The 15032-nt window shown below is 64.8% G+C and carries 15 protein-coding genes; 14 read left to right on the top strand and 1 reads right to left on the bottom strand.

What is annotated here, in order from left to right; translation table 11 throughout:
* The first annotated feature begins 25 nt into the window (after window positions 1-25).
* The 13 genes from VF34_RS18440 to VF34_RS18380 all read left to right on the top strand — a co-directional run bounded on the left by VF34_RS18440 (window position 26) and on the right by VF34_RS18380 (window position 13263).
* Window positions 26-2374, top strand: coding sequence for a Tex family protein (locus VF34_RS18440; RefSeq protein ID WP_045841856.1), 2349 nt, complete (start codon window positions 26-28; stop codon window positions 2372-2374).
* Between the two features lie 107 nt (window positions 2375-2481).
* On the top strand, window positions 2482-3345 hold the full coding sequence (locus VF34_RS18435; protein WP_370878684.1) for a hypothetical protein: 864 nt from the start codon (window positions 2482-2484) through the stop codon (window positions 3343-3345).
* A gap of 133 nt (window positions 3346-3478) precedes the next feature.
* Entirely contained in the window at window positions 3479-3820 is a 342-nt protein-coding gene (rplS, locus tag VF34_RS18430) for a 50S ribosomal protein L19 (RefSeq protein WP_027496692.1), read from the top strand.
* 184 nt (window positions 3821-4004) lie between these two features.
* Entirely contained in the window at window positions 4005-4796 is a 792-nt protein-coding gene (lepB, locus tag VF34_RS18425) for a signal peptidase I (RefSeq protein ID WP_045841855.1), read from the top strand.
* Entirely contained in the window at window positions 4793-5554 is a 762-nt protein-coding gene (locus VF34_RS18420; RefSeq protein ID WP_072692096.1) for a ribonuclease HII, read from the top strand. The genes lepB and VF34_RS18420 overlap by 4 nt, the downstream gene beginning before the upstream one ends.
* A 37-nt stretch (window positions 5555-5591) precedes the next feature.
* On the top strand, window positions 5592-5897 hold the full coding sequence (locus tag VF34_RS18415) for a DUF2469 domain-containing protein (RefSeq protein ID WP_008717288.1): 306 nt from the start codon (window positions 5592-5594) through the stop codon (window positions 5895-5897).
* A 397-nt stretch (window positions 5898-6294) separates the two neighbouring features.
* Complete coding sequence (locus VF34_RS18410; RefSeq protein ID WP_045841854.1) at window positions 6295-6639, top strand: histone-like nucleoid-structuring protein Lsr2; 345 nt, start codon at window positions 6295-6297, stop codon at window positions 6637-6639.
* Window positions 6640-6990: 351 nt separating this feature from the next.
* Window positions 6991-7347, top strand: a complete 357-nt coding sequence (locus tag VF34_RS18405) for a YraN family protein (RefSeq protein WP_027496696.1) — start codon at window positions 6991-6993, stop codon at window positions 7345-7347.
* Complete coding sequence (locus VF34_RS18400; protein ID WP_032366404.1) at window positions 7347-8852, top strand: YifB family Mg chelatase-like AAA ATPase; 1506 nt, start codon at window positions 7347-7349, stop codon at window positions 8850-8852. Before VF34_RS18405 ends, VF34_RS18400 begins: the two co-directional genes overlap by 1 nt.
* Window positions 8849-9970, top strand: a complete 1122-nt coding sequence (gene dprA / locus VF34_RS18395; RefSeq protein WP_045841853.1) for a DNA-processing protein DprA — start codon at window positions 8849-8851, stop codon at window positions 9968-9970. Before VF34_RS18400 ends, dprA begins: the two co-directional genes overlap by 4 nt.
* 98 nt (window positions 9971-10068) lie before the next feature.
* Window positions 10069-10851, top strand: coding sequence for a siderophore-interacting protein (locus VF34_RS18390; RefSeq protein ID WP_027496699.1), 783 nt, complete (start codon window positions 10069-10071; stop codon window positions 10849-10851).
* A gap of 69 nt (window positions 10852-10920) precedes the next feature.
* Window positions 10921-11847, top strand: coding sequence for a tyrosine recombinase XerC (locus VF34_RS18385; protein WP_027496700.1), 927 nt, complete (start codon window positions 10921-10923; stop codon window positions 11845-11847).
* 69 nt (window positions 11848-11916) lie between these two features.
* Complete coding sequence (locus VF34_RS18380) at window positions 11917-13263, top strand: MinD/ParA family ATP-binding protein (RefSeq protein ID WP_442970678.1); 1347 nt, start codon at window positions 11917-11919, stop codon at window positions 13261-13263.
* Between the two features lie 3 nt (window positions 13264-13266).
* Here the strand turns inward: VF34_RS18380 and VF34_RS18375 are convergent, their stop codons facing one another.
* Window positions 13267-13767 (bottom strand): M23 family metallopeptidase, encoded by a 501-nt coding sequence (locus VF34_RS18375; protein ID WP_082079221.1) that lies wholly within the window; start codon window positions 13765-13767, stop codon window positions 13267-13269.
* A gap of 342 nt (window positions 13768-14109) precedes the next feature.
* On the opposite strand from VF34_RS18375, the gene rpsB reads away from it, so the two are divergent.
* Entirely contained in the window at window positions 14110-15000 is an 891-nt protein-coding gene (rpsB, locus tag VF34_RS18370) for a 30S ribosomal protein S2 (RefSeq protein ID WP_032370791.1), read from the top strand.
* Window positions 15001-15032: the final 32 nt, after the last annotated feature.

Raw genomic sequence — 15032 nt, 5'->3', positions numbered from 1 at the left:
CACACTAGCGGTAGGGTCCATCGCCGTGACCACTGCTCTGAAATCTGTGAACAAGCGCATAGCCGAAGAACTCGATGTTCGCGAAGAACAGGTTCGTGCCGCTGTAGAACTCCTCGACGGCGGGTCCACGGTCCCGTTCATCGCGCGCTACCGCAAGGAGGTCACCGGCACACTCGACGACGCGCAATTGCGCCAACTCGACGAGCGACTTCGATACCTCCGAGAACTCGACGAGCGGCGAGATGCCGTCATCGAATCGATTCGTTCGCAGGGCAAACTCGACGACGCGCTCGAACAGTCGCTGATGCTGGCCGAGACCAAGGCCCGCGTCGAGGACATCTACCTGCCGTTCAAGCCCAAGCGCCGGACGAAGGCACAGATTGCGCGGGAGGCCGGCCACGAACCCGTCGCAGACTCCCTGTTCACCGATCCGTCCACCGACCCGGCGCAGTTCGATCAGGAGCAGCTCGACGGGGCACGAGCAATTCTCGTCGAGCGTTTCGCCGAGGATGCCGACCTGGTGGGTGAGCTGCGTGAACTGATGTGGACCTCCGGCAAGCTGGTCGCCACCGTGCGCAAGGGAAAAGAGGAGGAAGGCGCGAAATTCTCGGACTACTTCGAGTTCTCCGAACCGTTCACGAGCCTGCCCTCGCATCGCATCCTCGCGACGCTACGCGGTGAGAAGGAAGAGATTCTGTCCCTCGGGTTCGAACCCGAGCGGGACGAGCCGACTCCCGGTGTGCCCAGTGTCTACGAGGGGCGTATCGCCACCAAGTTCGGAATCGCAGATCGCGGCCGCCCGGCCGACAAGTGGCTGCTCGATACCGTTCGCTGGGCATGGCGCACCAAGATGCTGGTCACCGTCTCACTCGATACGCGCATGAGACTGCGCCAGTCGGCCGAGAAGGACGCCGTGGACGTGTTCGCGAGCAACCTCAAAGACCTCCTGTTGGCTGCACCCGCCGGAAACCGCACCACGATGGGACTCGACCCCGGCTTTCGCACCGGAACCAAGGTGGCGATCGTCGACGCCACCGGCAAGGTCGTCGACTACGACACGATCTATCCCCACAAGCCGCAGGGCAAGTGGGACCAGGCCGTGGCCACACTCGCCGGGCTCGCGGCCAAGCACAAGGTGGAGCTCATCGCCATCGGAAACGGTACGGCCTCACGCGAAACCGATTCTTTAGCAGCAGAATTGATTGCAAAATTCCCGGCGGCGAATTTGACCAAGGTGGTGGTGTCCGAGGCGGGTGCCTCGGTCTACTCGGCGTCGGCGTACGCCTCGAGTGAGCTGCCCGAACTCGACGTCTCCATCCGCGGCGCGGTCTCGATCGCTCGCAGGCTGCAGGATCCGTTGGCCGAGCTGGTCAAGATCGACCCCAAGTCCATCGGTGTCGGCCAGTACCAGCACGACATCTCCGAAACGCTGCTCGCCCGTTCTCTCGGGGCTGTGGTCGAGGATGCGGTGAACGCGGTGGGTGTCGACGTCAACACAGCGTCGGTGCCCTTGCTGTCGAGGGTCTCCGGTATCGCCGGTTCGCTCGCCGAGAGCATCGTGGCGCACCGCGACCAGAACGGTCCGTTCTCCAGCCGTAGCACCCTCAAGGACGTACCGCGCTTGGGTCCCAAGGCTTTCGAGCAGTGCGCCGGGTTCCTGCGCATCTCCGGGGGAGAGGATCCACTCGACCGCTCCAGCGTGCACCCGGAGGCCTATCCCGTCGTGCGCCGCATCGTCGGCAAGGCGGGCGTGGGCGTGCGCGAGGTGGTGGGCAACACCGCACTCCTGCGCCGCCTCGACCCCGCGGAATTCGTCGACGAACGATTCGGGCTGCCCACTGTCACCGACATCATCTCCGAGCTGGAGAAGCCTGGACGCGATCCGCGTCCGGAGTTCAAGACCGCTACTTTCGCAGCCGGTATCGAGAAGGTCGCCGACCTGAAGCCGGGGATGACGCTCGAAGGTGTCGTGACCAACGTGGCGGCGTTCGGTGCTTTCGTCGACGTCGGCGTGCATCAGGACGGACTCGTTCACGTCTCTGCGATGTCGCACAACTTCGTCAAGGACCCGCGTGAGGTCGTCAAATCCGGCGATGTGGTGCGGGTCAAGGTGATGGAGGTCGACATCCCACGTCAGCGCATCGGCCTGAGTCTGCGGTTGGACGACGAGCCCGGTGCGAGCGGTGGCAAGGACGCACCTCGTGGGCAGCAGGGTGACCGCTCCCGCGGTACGTCCTCGAGCAAGGGCAACGGCCGTCAGAGCAATGGCGGCCAGGGCAACCGCCCGCAACGCGACCGACGCGGCGGCCAAGCAGCAACGCCTGCGGCAGGTTCCATGGCCGACGCGTTGCGCAAAGCGGGCTTCGGGAAGTAGCGCTCGGACTTTCCCGGTCGATGCCGACCCCGGCGGCGAAGAACGAGAATAGGCTGATTCGGCGATAGCCGTTGTTTCGGGCGTGCGGCGGGAAGGACGTGGAGCGCGTGAGGTGGTTGGAGCACGGTGTCGTCGAGCACGGCCGCCTTCCGTTGCTCTGCTTCCTGCTCGGCCTACTCGTGGGATTTCTGCTGATTCGCCTGAGCGTCAGAATGATTCGCGCGGATGTGAAGTGGTGGCCTGGCAACATCACCCCTGGCGGCCAGCACATTCACCATGTCGTGTTCGGAATCGTGCTGATGCTGTTGGCGGGGATCGGGCTCATCGCGGTGTACGTGGACGGGTCGCAGACCATCGGTGCCGTGCTGGCGGCGATCTTCGGCAGCGGTGCTGCCCTCGTGCTCGACGAATTTGCACTCATCTTCTATCTCCGCGACGTCTACTGGTCCGAGCAGGGCCGAACATCCGTCGATGCGGTATTCGCAGCCGTCGCCTTCACCGGGTTCCTGCTACTGGGACTTCACCCGTTGGAGCTGCTCAGCCCCGCCGATTTCCGGGCCGATCCCGATCCCTGGGTTCGCGGAACACTCGGTGTGCTGGCACTGCTCAACCTGAGTCTGTGCGTCGTCGTGCTGCTCAAGGGCAAGATCTGGACCGGGCTGATCGGGCTGTTCGTTCTGCCCATCCTCATTCTGGCCGCGGTCCGACTCAGCAGGCCGAGTGCACCCTGGGCGAGGTGGCGCTACACGAGCAGACCGAAGAAGATGGAGCGTGCGCTGCGGCGAGAGAAGAAGTGGCGCAGGCCGTTGATACGGGCCAAGATCTACCTGCAGGATGCGATCGCGGGCAAGCCCAGCATTGTTCACGCGGTCGAGGCCACCGAGGACGAGCTCGCGCGGACCGTCGTGCCTGCACCCCAGGCCGGAACCGTGGCCCAGTCCTCGGTCGGGGCGATTTCCTCGAACGCCTGACGGTCTGGCACAATAGGCGGGTTGCCTCTCGCGAGGCACACACCTCACTCGGAGTACGAACCAGTTGTGCCGCCCCGGTGGCGAGCCGCTCGGTTCCTCTGCTCAAGCGCAGAACGCAAGGATGGCACAACCGATGAACACCCTGGACTTTCTCGACAATCAGTCGCTGCGTAGCGACATCCCCGATTTCCGCCCCGGCGACACGCTGAACGTGCACGTCAAGGTTATCGAAGGCTCGAAAGAGCGTATTCAGATCTTCAAGGGCGTCGTGATTCGACGTCAGGGCGGTGGCGTCCGCGAGACGTTCACCGTTCGTAAGGTGTCGTTCGGCGTCGGCGTGGAGCGCACTTTCCCGGTGCACAGCCCCAACATCGCGCAGTTCGAGGTCCTCACTCGCGGCGACGTTCGTCGCGCGAAGCTGTACTACCTCCGCGATCTGCGTGGCAAGGCCGCCAAGATCAAAGAAAAGCGCTGACCCGGTCGTATCGACCGCTTCGAGCAGCAACCATGCCGCGTCACCGAACATCGGTGACGCGGCATGGTGCGTTGGAGCCACCGCCCTGACATTTCGGACGTACCGGTACGAGCGATGCTCGGTGAAAACGCCGCAGGCGCGGACCGACCGGCCCGCGGGCGACGGTTCCGGCTAACCTGTCCAGGTGACGCAGTCCCCACAGGATCCGACCCCACAGGGTTCGACGAACGAGCCCGACGACGAGTCTCCCCGGAACAAGCGTGCGGATCGCAAGCAGTGGTCCTTCTGGCGTGAACTTCCCATCCTCATTCTGGTAGCTCTCGTGCTGAGTTTTCTGCTTCAGACGTTCGTCGCCCGGGTCTATCTCATCCCATCCGAATCGATGGAACCGACACTGCACGGCTGCGCCGGCTGCACCGGGGACCGCATCGTCGTGGAGAAGATCGGCTATCGATTCGGCGATCCGAAGCCCGGCGATATCGTCGTGTTCCGCGGCCCCGATTCCTGGAACGACGAATTCGTCTCGCAGCGCTCCGACAATTCGGTCATCCGCGGGGCCCAGGAAATGGGCTCTTTGATCGGAGTCGTCGCTCCGGACGAGAACGATCTGGTCAAACGCGTCATTGCCACCGGCGGTCAGACGGTCGAGTGCTGTGACGCTCAGGGACGGGTGCTCGTGGACGGAAAGCCGTTGGACGAGCCGTACATACAGATGGATTTCCCGTTCGTTCCGGACACGATGACGTGCGAGACCGAATTGAAGTCGGGCCGGTGCTTCGACCCTGTAACGGTGCCCGAGGGCAACATCTGGGTCATGGGCGACAATCGCAGCAATTCGCGAGACTCGCGGTATCACGTCACCGACGAGTTCACCGGCACCGTTCCGCTGGACAACGTGATAGGTAAGGCCGTGGCCACCGCGTTGCCGCCATCGCGAACCGGCCTCCTGGACTCGCCGGACATTCAGGGTCGATGACGGCCCGTCCTCGTCCCGCGCCTCGTGCGCGCGCATCTCTGAGCCGCTCGTCGTGGCCGCCTCGTCCCATCATCAGGAGGGCGGCGGGGCTGCGGACCATGGAATCGGCACTCGAACGCAACGGGCTCGGTCCGGTTGCGGGTGTCGACGAAGCAGGCAGGGGAGCCTGCGCGGGGCCGTTGACGGTCGCGGCGTGCATCCTGGGCTCTCGGTCGCACACTGCCCTCGCGGACCTCGACGATTCCAAGAAGCTGACCGAGCGTCGCCGGGAGGAGCTCTTTCCCCGGATCAAGAAATTGGCACTTGCGTGGAGTGTGGTGTTCGTCGACGCGGCCGAGGTCGACCGCATCGGGGTACACGTGGCGAACATCGAGGGAATGCGCCGCGCGGTGGCGGGCCTGAGCCTCACTCCCGGGTATGTCCTCACCGACGGCTTTCGGGTTCCCGGACTTCCGGTGCCGTCTCTACCCGTCATCGGAGGGGACGCCACAGCTGCCTGCATCGCTGCGGCCAGTGTCCTGGCCAAGGTGTCCAGAGACCGGTTGATGGTGCAGATGGACACCGACATTCCCGGTTACGGATTCGCCGTGCACAAGGGGTACAGCACACGTGCTCATTCGACCGCGATGACCACGCTCGGCCCGAGCCGAGAGCATCGAATGTCCTATGCCAACGTGGCTGCCGCGGCAGCCGGTCGCTCGCGTAGCGAGGTCGACGCACTGGGGCGAATGGACTGCACCGACGACGGTGCGCCATGATTGAATTTCACGCCCGACTGGAGGATGAAAGAGACCGATGAGTGCCGAAGATCTCGAAAAGTACGAAACCGAGATGGAGCTCTCGCTGTACCGCGAGTATCGGGACATCGTCGGACAGTTCAACTATGTCGTCGAAACCGAGCGTCGTTTCTATCTCGCGAACTCCGTCGAACTCATTCCGCACAATGCCGACGGTGAGATCTACTTCGAATTGCGGATGTCCGACTCGTGGGTATGGGACATGTACAGACCGGCTCGTTTCGTCAAGCACGTGCGGGTGATCACGTTCAAGGACGTCAACATCGAAGAGCTGGACAAACCGGATCTGCGTCTCCCCGAATAGTCCTACCCGGGTCGGATCGGCAGGTGTGCCCGGTGCCTGACGGGCGCACCTGGACGGTTCCGCTCGGCAGATTTCCCGTGTGGAGTGTTCCGAAGCGCACCGATCAGCGAAAAGCTGGACAACCGACCGAATAATTCCGCGTGTTCTGTTTCGAGCAGAGGCCCGTTGCCGGGTTACGTCGAGCGCGGGAGAATCGTCGAAATGTGAACGCCGAATTCTGTTGTCTCACATAGTATTTCGATTTAATGATGCAAATAGCTTCCGGTATTCACACGTTTTCGTACCGAATGTTTTCGACCCTACGCCGATGTGAACATCGTTGGGTCTTTGCCTCGGTCCGATAATCGGTGGTAGAACTTGAATTACCACATTCTCCCAGACGCGTAAGAGGTACGAGATGGCACGCAAGACGCTTGTCCAGATGATCGACGATGTCGACGGCTCGGTAATCAAAGAAGGCCAGGGGGAGTCGATCGAATTCGGTATCGGTGGAAACCAGTACCGCATCGACTTGAATCTCAAGCATGCGAACGAACTGCACGAGCAGCTGGCTTTCTGGATCGAGCACGCCGAGAAGATTTCCGGTCGCCGCCCCCGCAAGACCGGTGCCGCGCCTGCACCGGCTCGAGGAAGGGTCGATCTGCAGGACATCAGAGCGTGGGCTCGCGAAAACGGCCACGAGGTCAGCGCCCGAGGTCGAATCAGCCAGGAAGTTCAGGCCGCCTACGAGGCTGCGCACTGACCGCCTCCCAGCCTTGATATGCCCGCTGTCTTCGGTCAGCGGTAGTTCGGTCATCGAATTCGATTACCGATTCCGTGCTTCAGCTCCGTCCGTGCAGTAATCCGGACGGAGCTTTTGCATGTTCGAACCATTTGTCGGGCGATCGACAGGGCATGAACGCCGGTAAGCACACAGGTACGACAAAACAGGTGTGTCGGCCCTGCGATTCGACGGTTCTCTCCACAGGATTGCGCGTGTCCACAGGGCAATGCGGCACCTGCACTTTCTCGGAATCACCTCCTTTCGGTCGTGTCACCGTCATGGCGACCGGATCCGGCCGTGCTGTGCGGCCGCAGAGTGGAGGAATTCGACATGCCGACCAATCAAGAACTCGGGGCCCGCGGTGAGGACCTTGCTGCACGCCATCTCGAGCACATCGGCCTGGAGGTGATCGAGCGGAATTGGCGGCATCGTTCGGGGGAGCTCGACATCATTGCGCGCGAGGGCGAGACGATGGTGTTCGTCGAAGTCAAAACGCGTTCGGGAATCGGTTACGGAACGCCGGCGGAAGCGGTGACGTACACCAAGCAGACTCGGATCAGAGGATTGGCGTTGCAGTGGCTTTCGCTTCGCGGAGGGCCGTGGGTCCACATCCGATTCGACGTGATCGCCATCGTGATCGGTCGCGGTGACGACCCTGTTCTCACTCACGTCAGGGCGGCGTTCTGATGCCCCTGGGACGAGCCCATTCGGTGGCGGTCAACGGCGTCGACGGAGTGTTGGTGGAGATCGAAGCCGATATCGGTCAGGGTCTTCCGGGGACCCATCTGGTGGGACTGCCCGATACCGCGCTGAACGAATCGCGTGATCGGGTCAAGGCCGCGGTGAAGAATTCGGGTGGTACCTGGCCGGACAGTCGAGTGATTCTCGCGTTGTCTCCGGCGACGTTGCCCAAGGGTGGCTCGGTGTACGACCTCGCGCTGGCATTGTCGGTCCTCGACGCCGCCAAGGCCATTCCGCGGGGAAGCCTGTCGGAGACGGTGTTTCTGGGGGAGTTGGCTCTGGACGGCAGGTTGCGAGCGGTCCGCGGGGTACTGCCCGGAGTGCTCGCGGTGAAGGCGGCGGGGTGGCAGCGGGTGGTGGTGCCGAGTCGGTGTCTGCCCGAAGCGGGTCTGGTGGACGGTATCGAGGTGTTGGGTGCCGATTGCCTGGCAGATGTCGTTGCGTGGCTTCGTGGTGAGCAGGCGCTGGAATCGCCCACCCCCACCGACTGGCATCAGGAGAGTTACCCGGATCTCAGTGACGTTGCCGGTCAGGCAGATGCCCGATGGGCGTTGGAGGTCGCTGCGGCCGGTGCGCATCACATCATGTTGACCGGGCCACCGGGCATCGGGAAAACAATGCTCGCGCAACGTCTTCCGGGAATACTCCCGCCGCTCACCGAGTCCGAGGCGCTGGAGGTGACCGCGATCCATTCGGTGGCGGGGCTGCTGACGAGCGCGCGACCGCTGATCACGTCACCGCCGTTCATCGCGCCACACCATTCGACGTCGGTGAGCGCGTTGGTCGGCGGAGGTACCGGTATGGCCAAGCCCGGCGCAGTCAGTCGCGCGCATCGCGGAGTTCTGTTCCTCGACGAATGCGCCGAGATGAGCATCCGGGTACTCGAAGCGTTGCGAACCCCACTCGAAGACGGTGAAATTCGGATTGCGCGTCGCGACGGGGTGGCCCGGTACCCGGCGAGGTTCCAACTCGTCCTGGCGGCCAATCCGTGTCCGTGCGCACCGGCGCGGCAGGCCGACTGCGTGTGCGCGCCCACTGCTCGCCGCAAGTACTTGGGAAAACTGTCCGGACCGCTCCTCGACCGGGTCGATCTCCGAATTCAGATGATGGGAGTCGCGACCGGGGCGCTGGTCGACGACATCGGAGAAGGAACGGCCGATATTCGCGCCCGCGTGACGGGAGCGAGGGATGCTGCCGCTCATCGTTGGTCGGAGTTCGGGTGGAGGACCAATGCGGAAGTGCCCGGACCCGCACTGCGTCAACGGTTTCGGCTCGCTCGGTCGACGCTGGCACCGATCGAGCGGGCATTGCGCAATGGATCGCTGACCGCGCGCGGCGCGGATCGTGCGATTCGGGTGGCGTGGACTCTGAACGATCTCGCCGGCGGCACCGTGCCCGGTGCAGACGAGGTCGGTGCCGCACTGGATTTTCGAGACAGGGGAGTGGCATGACCTATGACGCACGTCGGCTGGCGTGGGCGTATCTGTCCCGGGTGGCACAGGGTCCGCATCGCACGGTGACGGACCACGCCGCTGCCCACGGCCCCGAGGTCACCGCCGCAGCCGTACGCGCCGGACACTTGGGTGAGCGACTGGCAGCACGGGCTCATGTCGACACTGCAGCAGCAGATCTGGACCACATGGCCGCTCTCGGTGGACGGCTGATCACCCCTGACGACGACGAGTGGCCTGCGTGGCGTTTTCTCGGCTTCGATGGGTCCGGCCTCACCGCGGGTGTCGACACATCGCCGCCGATCGCACTGTGGGCGTTGGGAAACCGGTCTGTCGGAGCAGACACCGAACGATCGGTGTCGATAGTCGGAACCCGAGCGTCGAGTCCGTACGGCGACCACGTCACTGCCGAGATCTCCGCCGATCTGGCGCTGGACGGCTGGACCGTCGTGTCGGGTGCTGCCTTCGGTATCGATGCGGCAGCGCATCGCGCGGCACTCGGAGTCGAGGGGACGACGATGGCGGTGCTCGCCTGCGGCGTCGACCGGGCATACCCGGCGGGCCACTCCCGCCTGTTTCGTCAGATCGCCTCGAGCGGTGTCGTTCTCAGTGAATACGCGCCCGGAACCACTCCGGCCAAGCACCGGTTCCTGGCGCGCAACCGACTGGTGGCGGCTCTCGGTTCGGCGGTGGTGGTCGTCGAGGCGGGATGGCGGAGCGGGGCGCGCAACACCGCGGCGTGGGCGGCGAAACTGGGGCGCCCCGTTCTTGCGGTGCCGGGGCCGGTCACTTCTCCGACGTCGAAGGGATGCCATCGCATGATTCGTGAGGGTGAGGCCGTTCTGGTGTCGAGCTCGCACGATGTGGTGGCCGAGGCCGGGGCGCTCGGCTCGCCGGAGGAACCCCGTCCCGATCTGTTCCGGGAAATCGATGCGCTGTCCGAGACCGCACTGTTGATCTACGACGCGCTGCCGGCCACGGGAGCGTTGTCCACCCGTGAACTGTCGGAGAGTTCCGGAGTTCCGTTGTCGAAGGTCCGCGCCGCGCTACCGGTGATGGAGATGGACGGCTTCGTGAGCAACGACGAGACCGGGTGGGCCCGGGTGGTGCGCGGCTGAGGTGACGGCCCTACCGAGGCCCGGTGAAGGTAGGGTGTTAGGTAATGCTTAGTCGGTGCAGTGAGCATCGGCGTCATTCGCTCGAAGAGGGGTCTGTAGTGCCGCGTAAGAAAACCACGTTGACCGTAGTGCGCACGGAAGCGCTGACCCCGCACATGCACCGGGTGTATCTGGGTGGTCCAGGCTTCGAGGAGTTCGACGCCATCGATAAGACCGATGCGTACGTCAAGCTGTTCTTCGGAACCGAGGACGAACCGATCATGCGGACCTACACCGTTCGATCCGTCGACACCGACGCGCGGGAAATCGCCATCGACTTCGTGGTGCACGGCGACGAGGGCGTCGCCGGACCGTGGGCCACACGCGCGAAGCCGGGCGACGAGATGTCGTTCTTCGGGCCGTCGGGGGCATACGCGCCTCGCCCCGACGCCGATTGGCACCTGTTCGCAGGCGACGAATCGGCTATCCCGGCCATCTCGGCTGCGGTCGAGGCCCTCCCGGAAGACGCCATCGCCAAGGTGTTCATCGAGGTCGGCGATCGTCACGACGAGATCTACATGGAGACTCTCGCAGTCGTCGACGTCACCTGGGTGCACCGGGGCGCGTCGTCGAACGAGATCGGCGACGACCGGGCCGGAGACAACGCACCGCTGATCGAGGCCGTCAAGAACACCGAATGGTTACCCGGGCAAGCGCAGGTGTTCGTCCACGGTGAGGCGCAGGCCGTCATGCACAACCTCCGTCCGTACATTCGCAAGGAACGTGGGGTCGGGGCCGAGTGGGCGTCGATCTCGGGTTACTGGCGTCGGGGGCGGACCGAGGAAACCTTCCGAGCCTGGAAGCGTGAGCTGGCACAGGCGGAGGCGGGAGTCGACGCCTGATCGCGCACCGACGTCCACCCGACGGCGTGTCCGGTTGTCGAGCGAGACGTCAGCGCCCAAGCTGAGCCGATGACCGATTCGCTGCCGCCGCACCTGGAGGTGCACGTCGAGGAGTTTGCCGAACACCTGCGCCTCGGACGGGAACGGTCGGAGCACACCATCCGGGCCTACGTTGCCGACGCGCGTTCGTTACTGGCGCACCTGGCCGCGTCCTCACCGGGCGCGACGATCGCCGATCTGGATCTGCGTGTCGTGCGCTCGTGGTTGGCGGGGTACTCGGCGGCCGGCGCGGCCCGGACATCGATGGCCAGGCGCACCTCGTCGGTGCGAACGTTCGGGGCGTGGCTCGAACGGGTCGGGGCTGTGAAGGTCGGCCCCGCGCAACGTCTCGCGTCCCCGTCGGGTCACCGCACCCTGCCCGGAGTGCTGCGTCACGATCAAGCGACGCGAGCGCTGGACGCTGCCGAGTCGGGTGCCGCCGAACTCGATCCCATAGCGCTGCGCGATCGACTCGTCGTCGAACTGTTGTATGCGACCGGGGTCCGCGTGGGGGAGCTGTGCGGTCTCGATGTCGACGACGTGGACACCGATCGACGAGTCGTTCGGGTGGTGGGCAAGGGGAACAAGGAACGGTCGGCACCGTACGGTCTGCCGGCCGCGCAGGCACTCGACGCCTGGCTCACCGACGGCAGGCCTGCCCTGGCCGTCGATCGATCCGGACCGGCCCTGTTGCTCGGGCGTCGGGGTGGACGACTCGACCAGCGACAGGCCAGGTCGGCGGTGCATGCTGTGCTGGAGACAGTCCCCGGCGGCCCCAGCCTGGGACCGCACGGCCTGCGCCATACGGCAGCCACGCATCTGCTGGAAGGAGGTGCAGATCTCCGGGTGGTGCAAGAACTGCTCGGACATGCATCTCTTGCCACGACGCAGATCTACACTCACGTATCCGTCGAACGGTTGCGGGCGGTGCACGATCAGGCGCATCCCAGAGCATGAGCGTCGAGCTGGGCGGCGCATCGTTTGGTAGCGTCTGCCCAGGATCGACTACACCGAATACGGGGGACCGTGGACCGCGACCGACCGCAAGGTAAATCGGAGCCGTGGTCGACGCATGGCCACAGTGCGCCGGTGAACGGGGCACGACCCGGCAGTGCAGTCGACGGCAGTGCAGTCGACGGCCGGGGTGACGATGCCGCCGGATCCGTACCGGCGGAACCGATGTCCACTCCGCGCTCCACGCCCCGGCAGCCCCCGCCGTGGCAGACGCCCGATTCTGCGCAGCGACCTCCCGTGCCCCCGCGGTACAACCCGCCCGTGCCGCTTCGACCGGGCCCGCCGGCCGCCTATCCCGAGGCACAGATGCCGCCCGTTCCGCCCGTCGGGGACGATCGGTCGCAGGCCCAGCCGGCCCAGCAGGCACCCTGGTCCGCGCAGCCGTGGGCAGGTGCCCCGAATCCGTATCGTCCGAGCAGTCAGGACCTGGGTGCCGAATCGCTGCTCAAACGACCCAAGCGCACCTCGTCGTCGGGGTGGCGTCGCGGTGTGCACCGGTTGACCGGTGGCGTCATCAACCCCGGCGAGTCGACGGCCGAGGAGCGCTACCGCAACCAGGTCGATCGCATACGCCAGCCGGTGCTGGGGGACTACCGCATCGCGTTCCTGTCGCTCAAGGGCGGGGTCGGCAAGACGACGACCACTCTGGGTCTGGGGTCGACGTTCGCGTCGCTGCGCGGAGATTGCGTCATTGCCGTCGACGCGAACCCGGATTTCGGGACACTCGGAGAGCGGGTACCGCGTCAGACCGCGTCGACTGTTCGCGACTTGTTGGCCGCAGCCCCGAACATTCGCCGGTATTCCGACATTCGCGCTCATACCTCGCAGGCACCGAGCCGACTGGAAGTGTTGGCCGGTGAGCGGGATCCCTCGGCGTCGGAGATGTTCGGCGAAGAGGACTATCGCGCGGTCATCGACATGCTGCAGGTCTATTACAACCTGATCCTCACCGACTGCGGAACCGGCATCATGCACTCGGCGATGAACGGGGTGCTGCAGCTGGCCAATGCGTTGGTTCTGGTCAGTTCGCCGGCCGTCGACGGGGCACGCAGTGCAGCCGCGACTCTGGACTGGCTGGAACTGCACGGATACGGCCATCTGGTCGAGCGCACGGTCGTGGTGATCAGTTCGGTCCGACCGGGTTCGTCCGCGGTCGACATGAACTTGTTGCAGCAGCACTTCCTGGAACGCTGCCGCGCGGTGTTGGTGGTTCCGTTCGACGAGCACCTCGCCGAGGGGGCCGTGGTCGATCTCGAGAAGCTGCGTCCCCAGACCAGGAGCGCTTTCGTCGAGCTTGCCGCCATGGTCGCGGACGACTTTCCTGCCGCGTCCGGTCGTCACTCCGGCCCTGCGCGCTGACCGTCACCGACCCGGCTCCGGCACGGGTTTCAATCTGATCGGACGGGCACGCACCAGGGCCGTCGGGTCGAGGTATTCGCGGCCCCGCTTGATGCCCCAATGCAGGCACGTCGCCGTGCAGCCGTCGTGTCCCGACGTCAGCGAACCCAGGATGTCGCCGCGTCGTACTCGTGCTCCGGCCCGGACCGCCGCCGTCACGGGTTCGTACGTCGATCGAAGCCCGCCCGGATGGTCCACCGACACCACCGGCTTACCGGCCACGAGGCCTGCGAACACGACCGTGCCGTCGGCGACGGCCAGAACCGAGGTGCCGTCCGCCGCGGCGAGGTCGACCCCGCGATGGCCGGGGAGCCAATCGTGTTCCGGGCGGTCGAACGGTGTCACGACGCGAGGGTGCGGCCGTATCGGCCACGCGAACGAGTCCGATTCGGCTGCCGCGGCCGGCGTGGTCAGCACGATCGCGGCAAGAACGCAGGCGATGCACCCGGTACGAAGAGTGTTCACTCGTCGACGATGGCCTGTGAATGTGCTGGAAAACGAGGCCCGGCACGAATTGTGGACAACCGAAAGATTCGTCCACAGGCACCGGAATCTCTTGACAGTCGGGCCTGGTTATGACGGGGGCCGCCGCAGGTCTACACTCCTTGTTGCGGCCTGTGCGTGCACGGGTCGACTTCGCGCGTCCGCGTCATCGTATCGACTGCCTCGGCAGAGTTCACGATACGAGAACCGGTTGTCGGCGGTCCTGATCCCCCTGTGGTTCAGGTCCGACAACTTCGGCGGTCGCCAGGGCAGAGGTCACCGACACTCTGCGTCAACCGAACCATGAAAGAGAGTTATTCAGCCATGGCTGTAGTAACAATGAAGCAGCTGCTCGACAGCGGCACACACTTCGGACACCAGACCCGTCGCTGGAACCCGAAGATGAAGCGATTCATCTTCACCGACCGCAACGGCATCTACATCATCGACTTGCAGCAGACTCTGACCTTCATCGACAAGGCCTACGAGTTCGTCAAGGAGACGGTCGCCCACGGCGGCACCGTTCTGTTCGTCGGCACCAAGAAGCAGGCACAGGAGTCCATCGCCGCTGAGGCAACTCGCGTGGGCATGCCCTACGTGAACCAGCGCTGGCTCGGTGGCATGCTCACCAACTTCCAGACCGTGCACAAGCGCCTGGTCCGCCTCAAGGAGCTCGAGGCAATGGAGCAGACCGGTGGCTTCGAGGGACGCACCAAGAAGGAAATCCTCATGCTCACGCGTGAGATGACCAAGCTCGATCGCACCCTCGGCGGCATCCGCGACATGGCCAAGGTTCCGTCGGCCATCTGGATCGTCGACACCAACAAGGAGCACATCGCCGTCGGCGAAGCGCGCAAGCTGAAGATCCCGGTCATCGCGATCCTGGACACCAACTGCGATCCCGACGTGGTCGACTACCCGATCCCGGGTAACGACGACGCGATCCGTTCCGCTGCGCTGCTGACCAAGGTCGTCGCATCCGCAGTGGCCGAAGGTGTGCAGGCCCGTGCAGGCCAGAACACCGCAACCGACGCCAAGCCCGAGGTCGGCGCAGGCGAGCCGCTCGCAGAGTGGGAGCTCGAGCAGCTCGCACAGACGTCCCCGGCCGCTGACGCTCCGGCAGCAGAGGCTCCCGCAGCCGATGCGCCGGCCGCCGACGCCCCGGCAGCAGAAGAAGCACCGGCAGCAGAAGAAGCACCGGCCGCTCAGGCTTGATCGAATTCGGTCCCGGTTCACCCTCGGGGGTG

The organism is Rhodococcus sp. PML026 (assembly GCF_000963615.1).
GTDB lineage: Bacteria > Actinomycetota > Actinomycetes > Mycobacteriales > Mycobacteriaceae > Rhodococcoides > Rhodococcoides fascians.
Note: the sequence above shows the minus strand (reverse complement) of the source record. Positions and strands in the feature narration are given on the sequence as shown.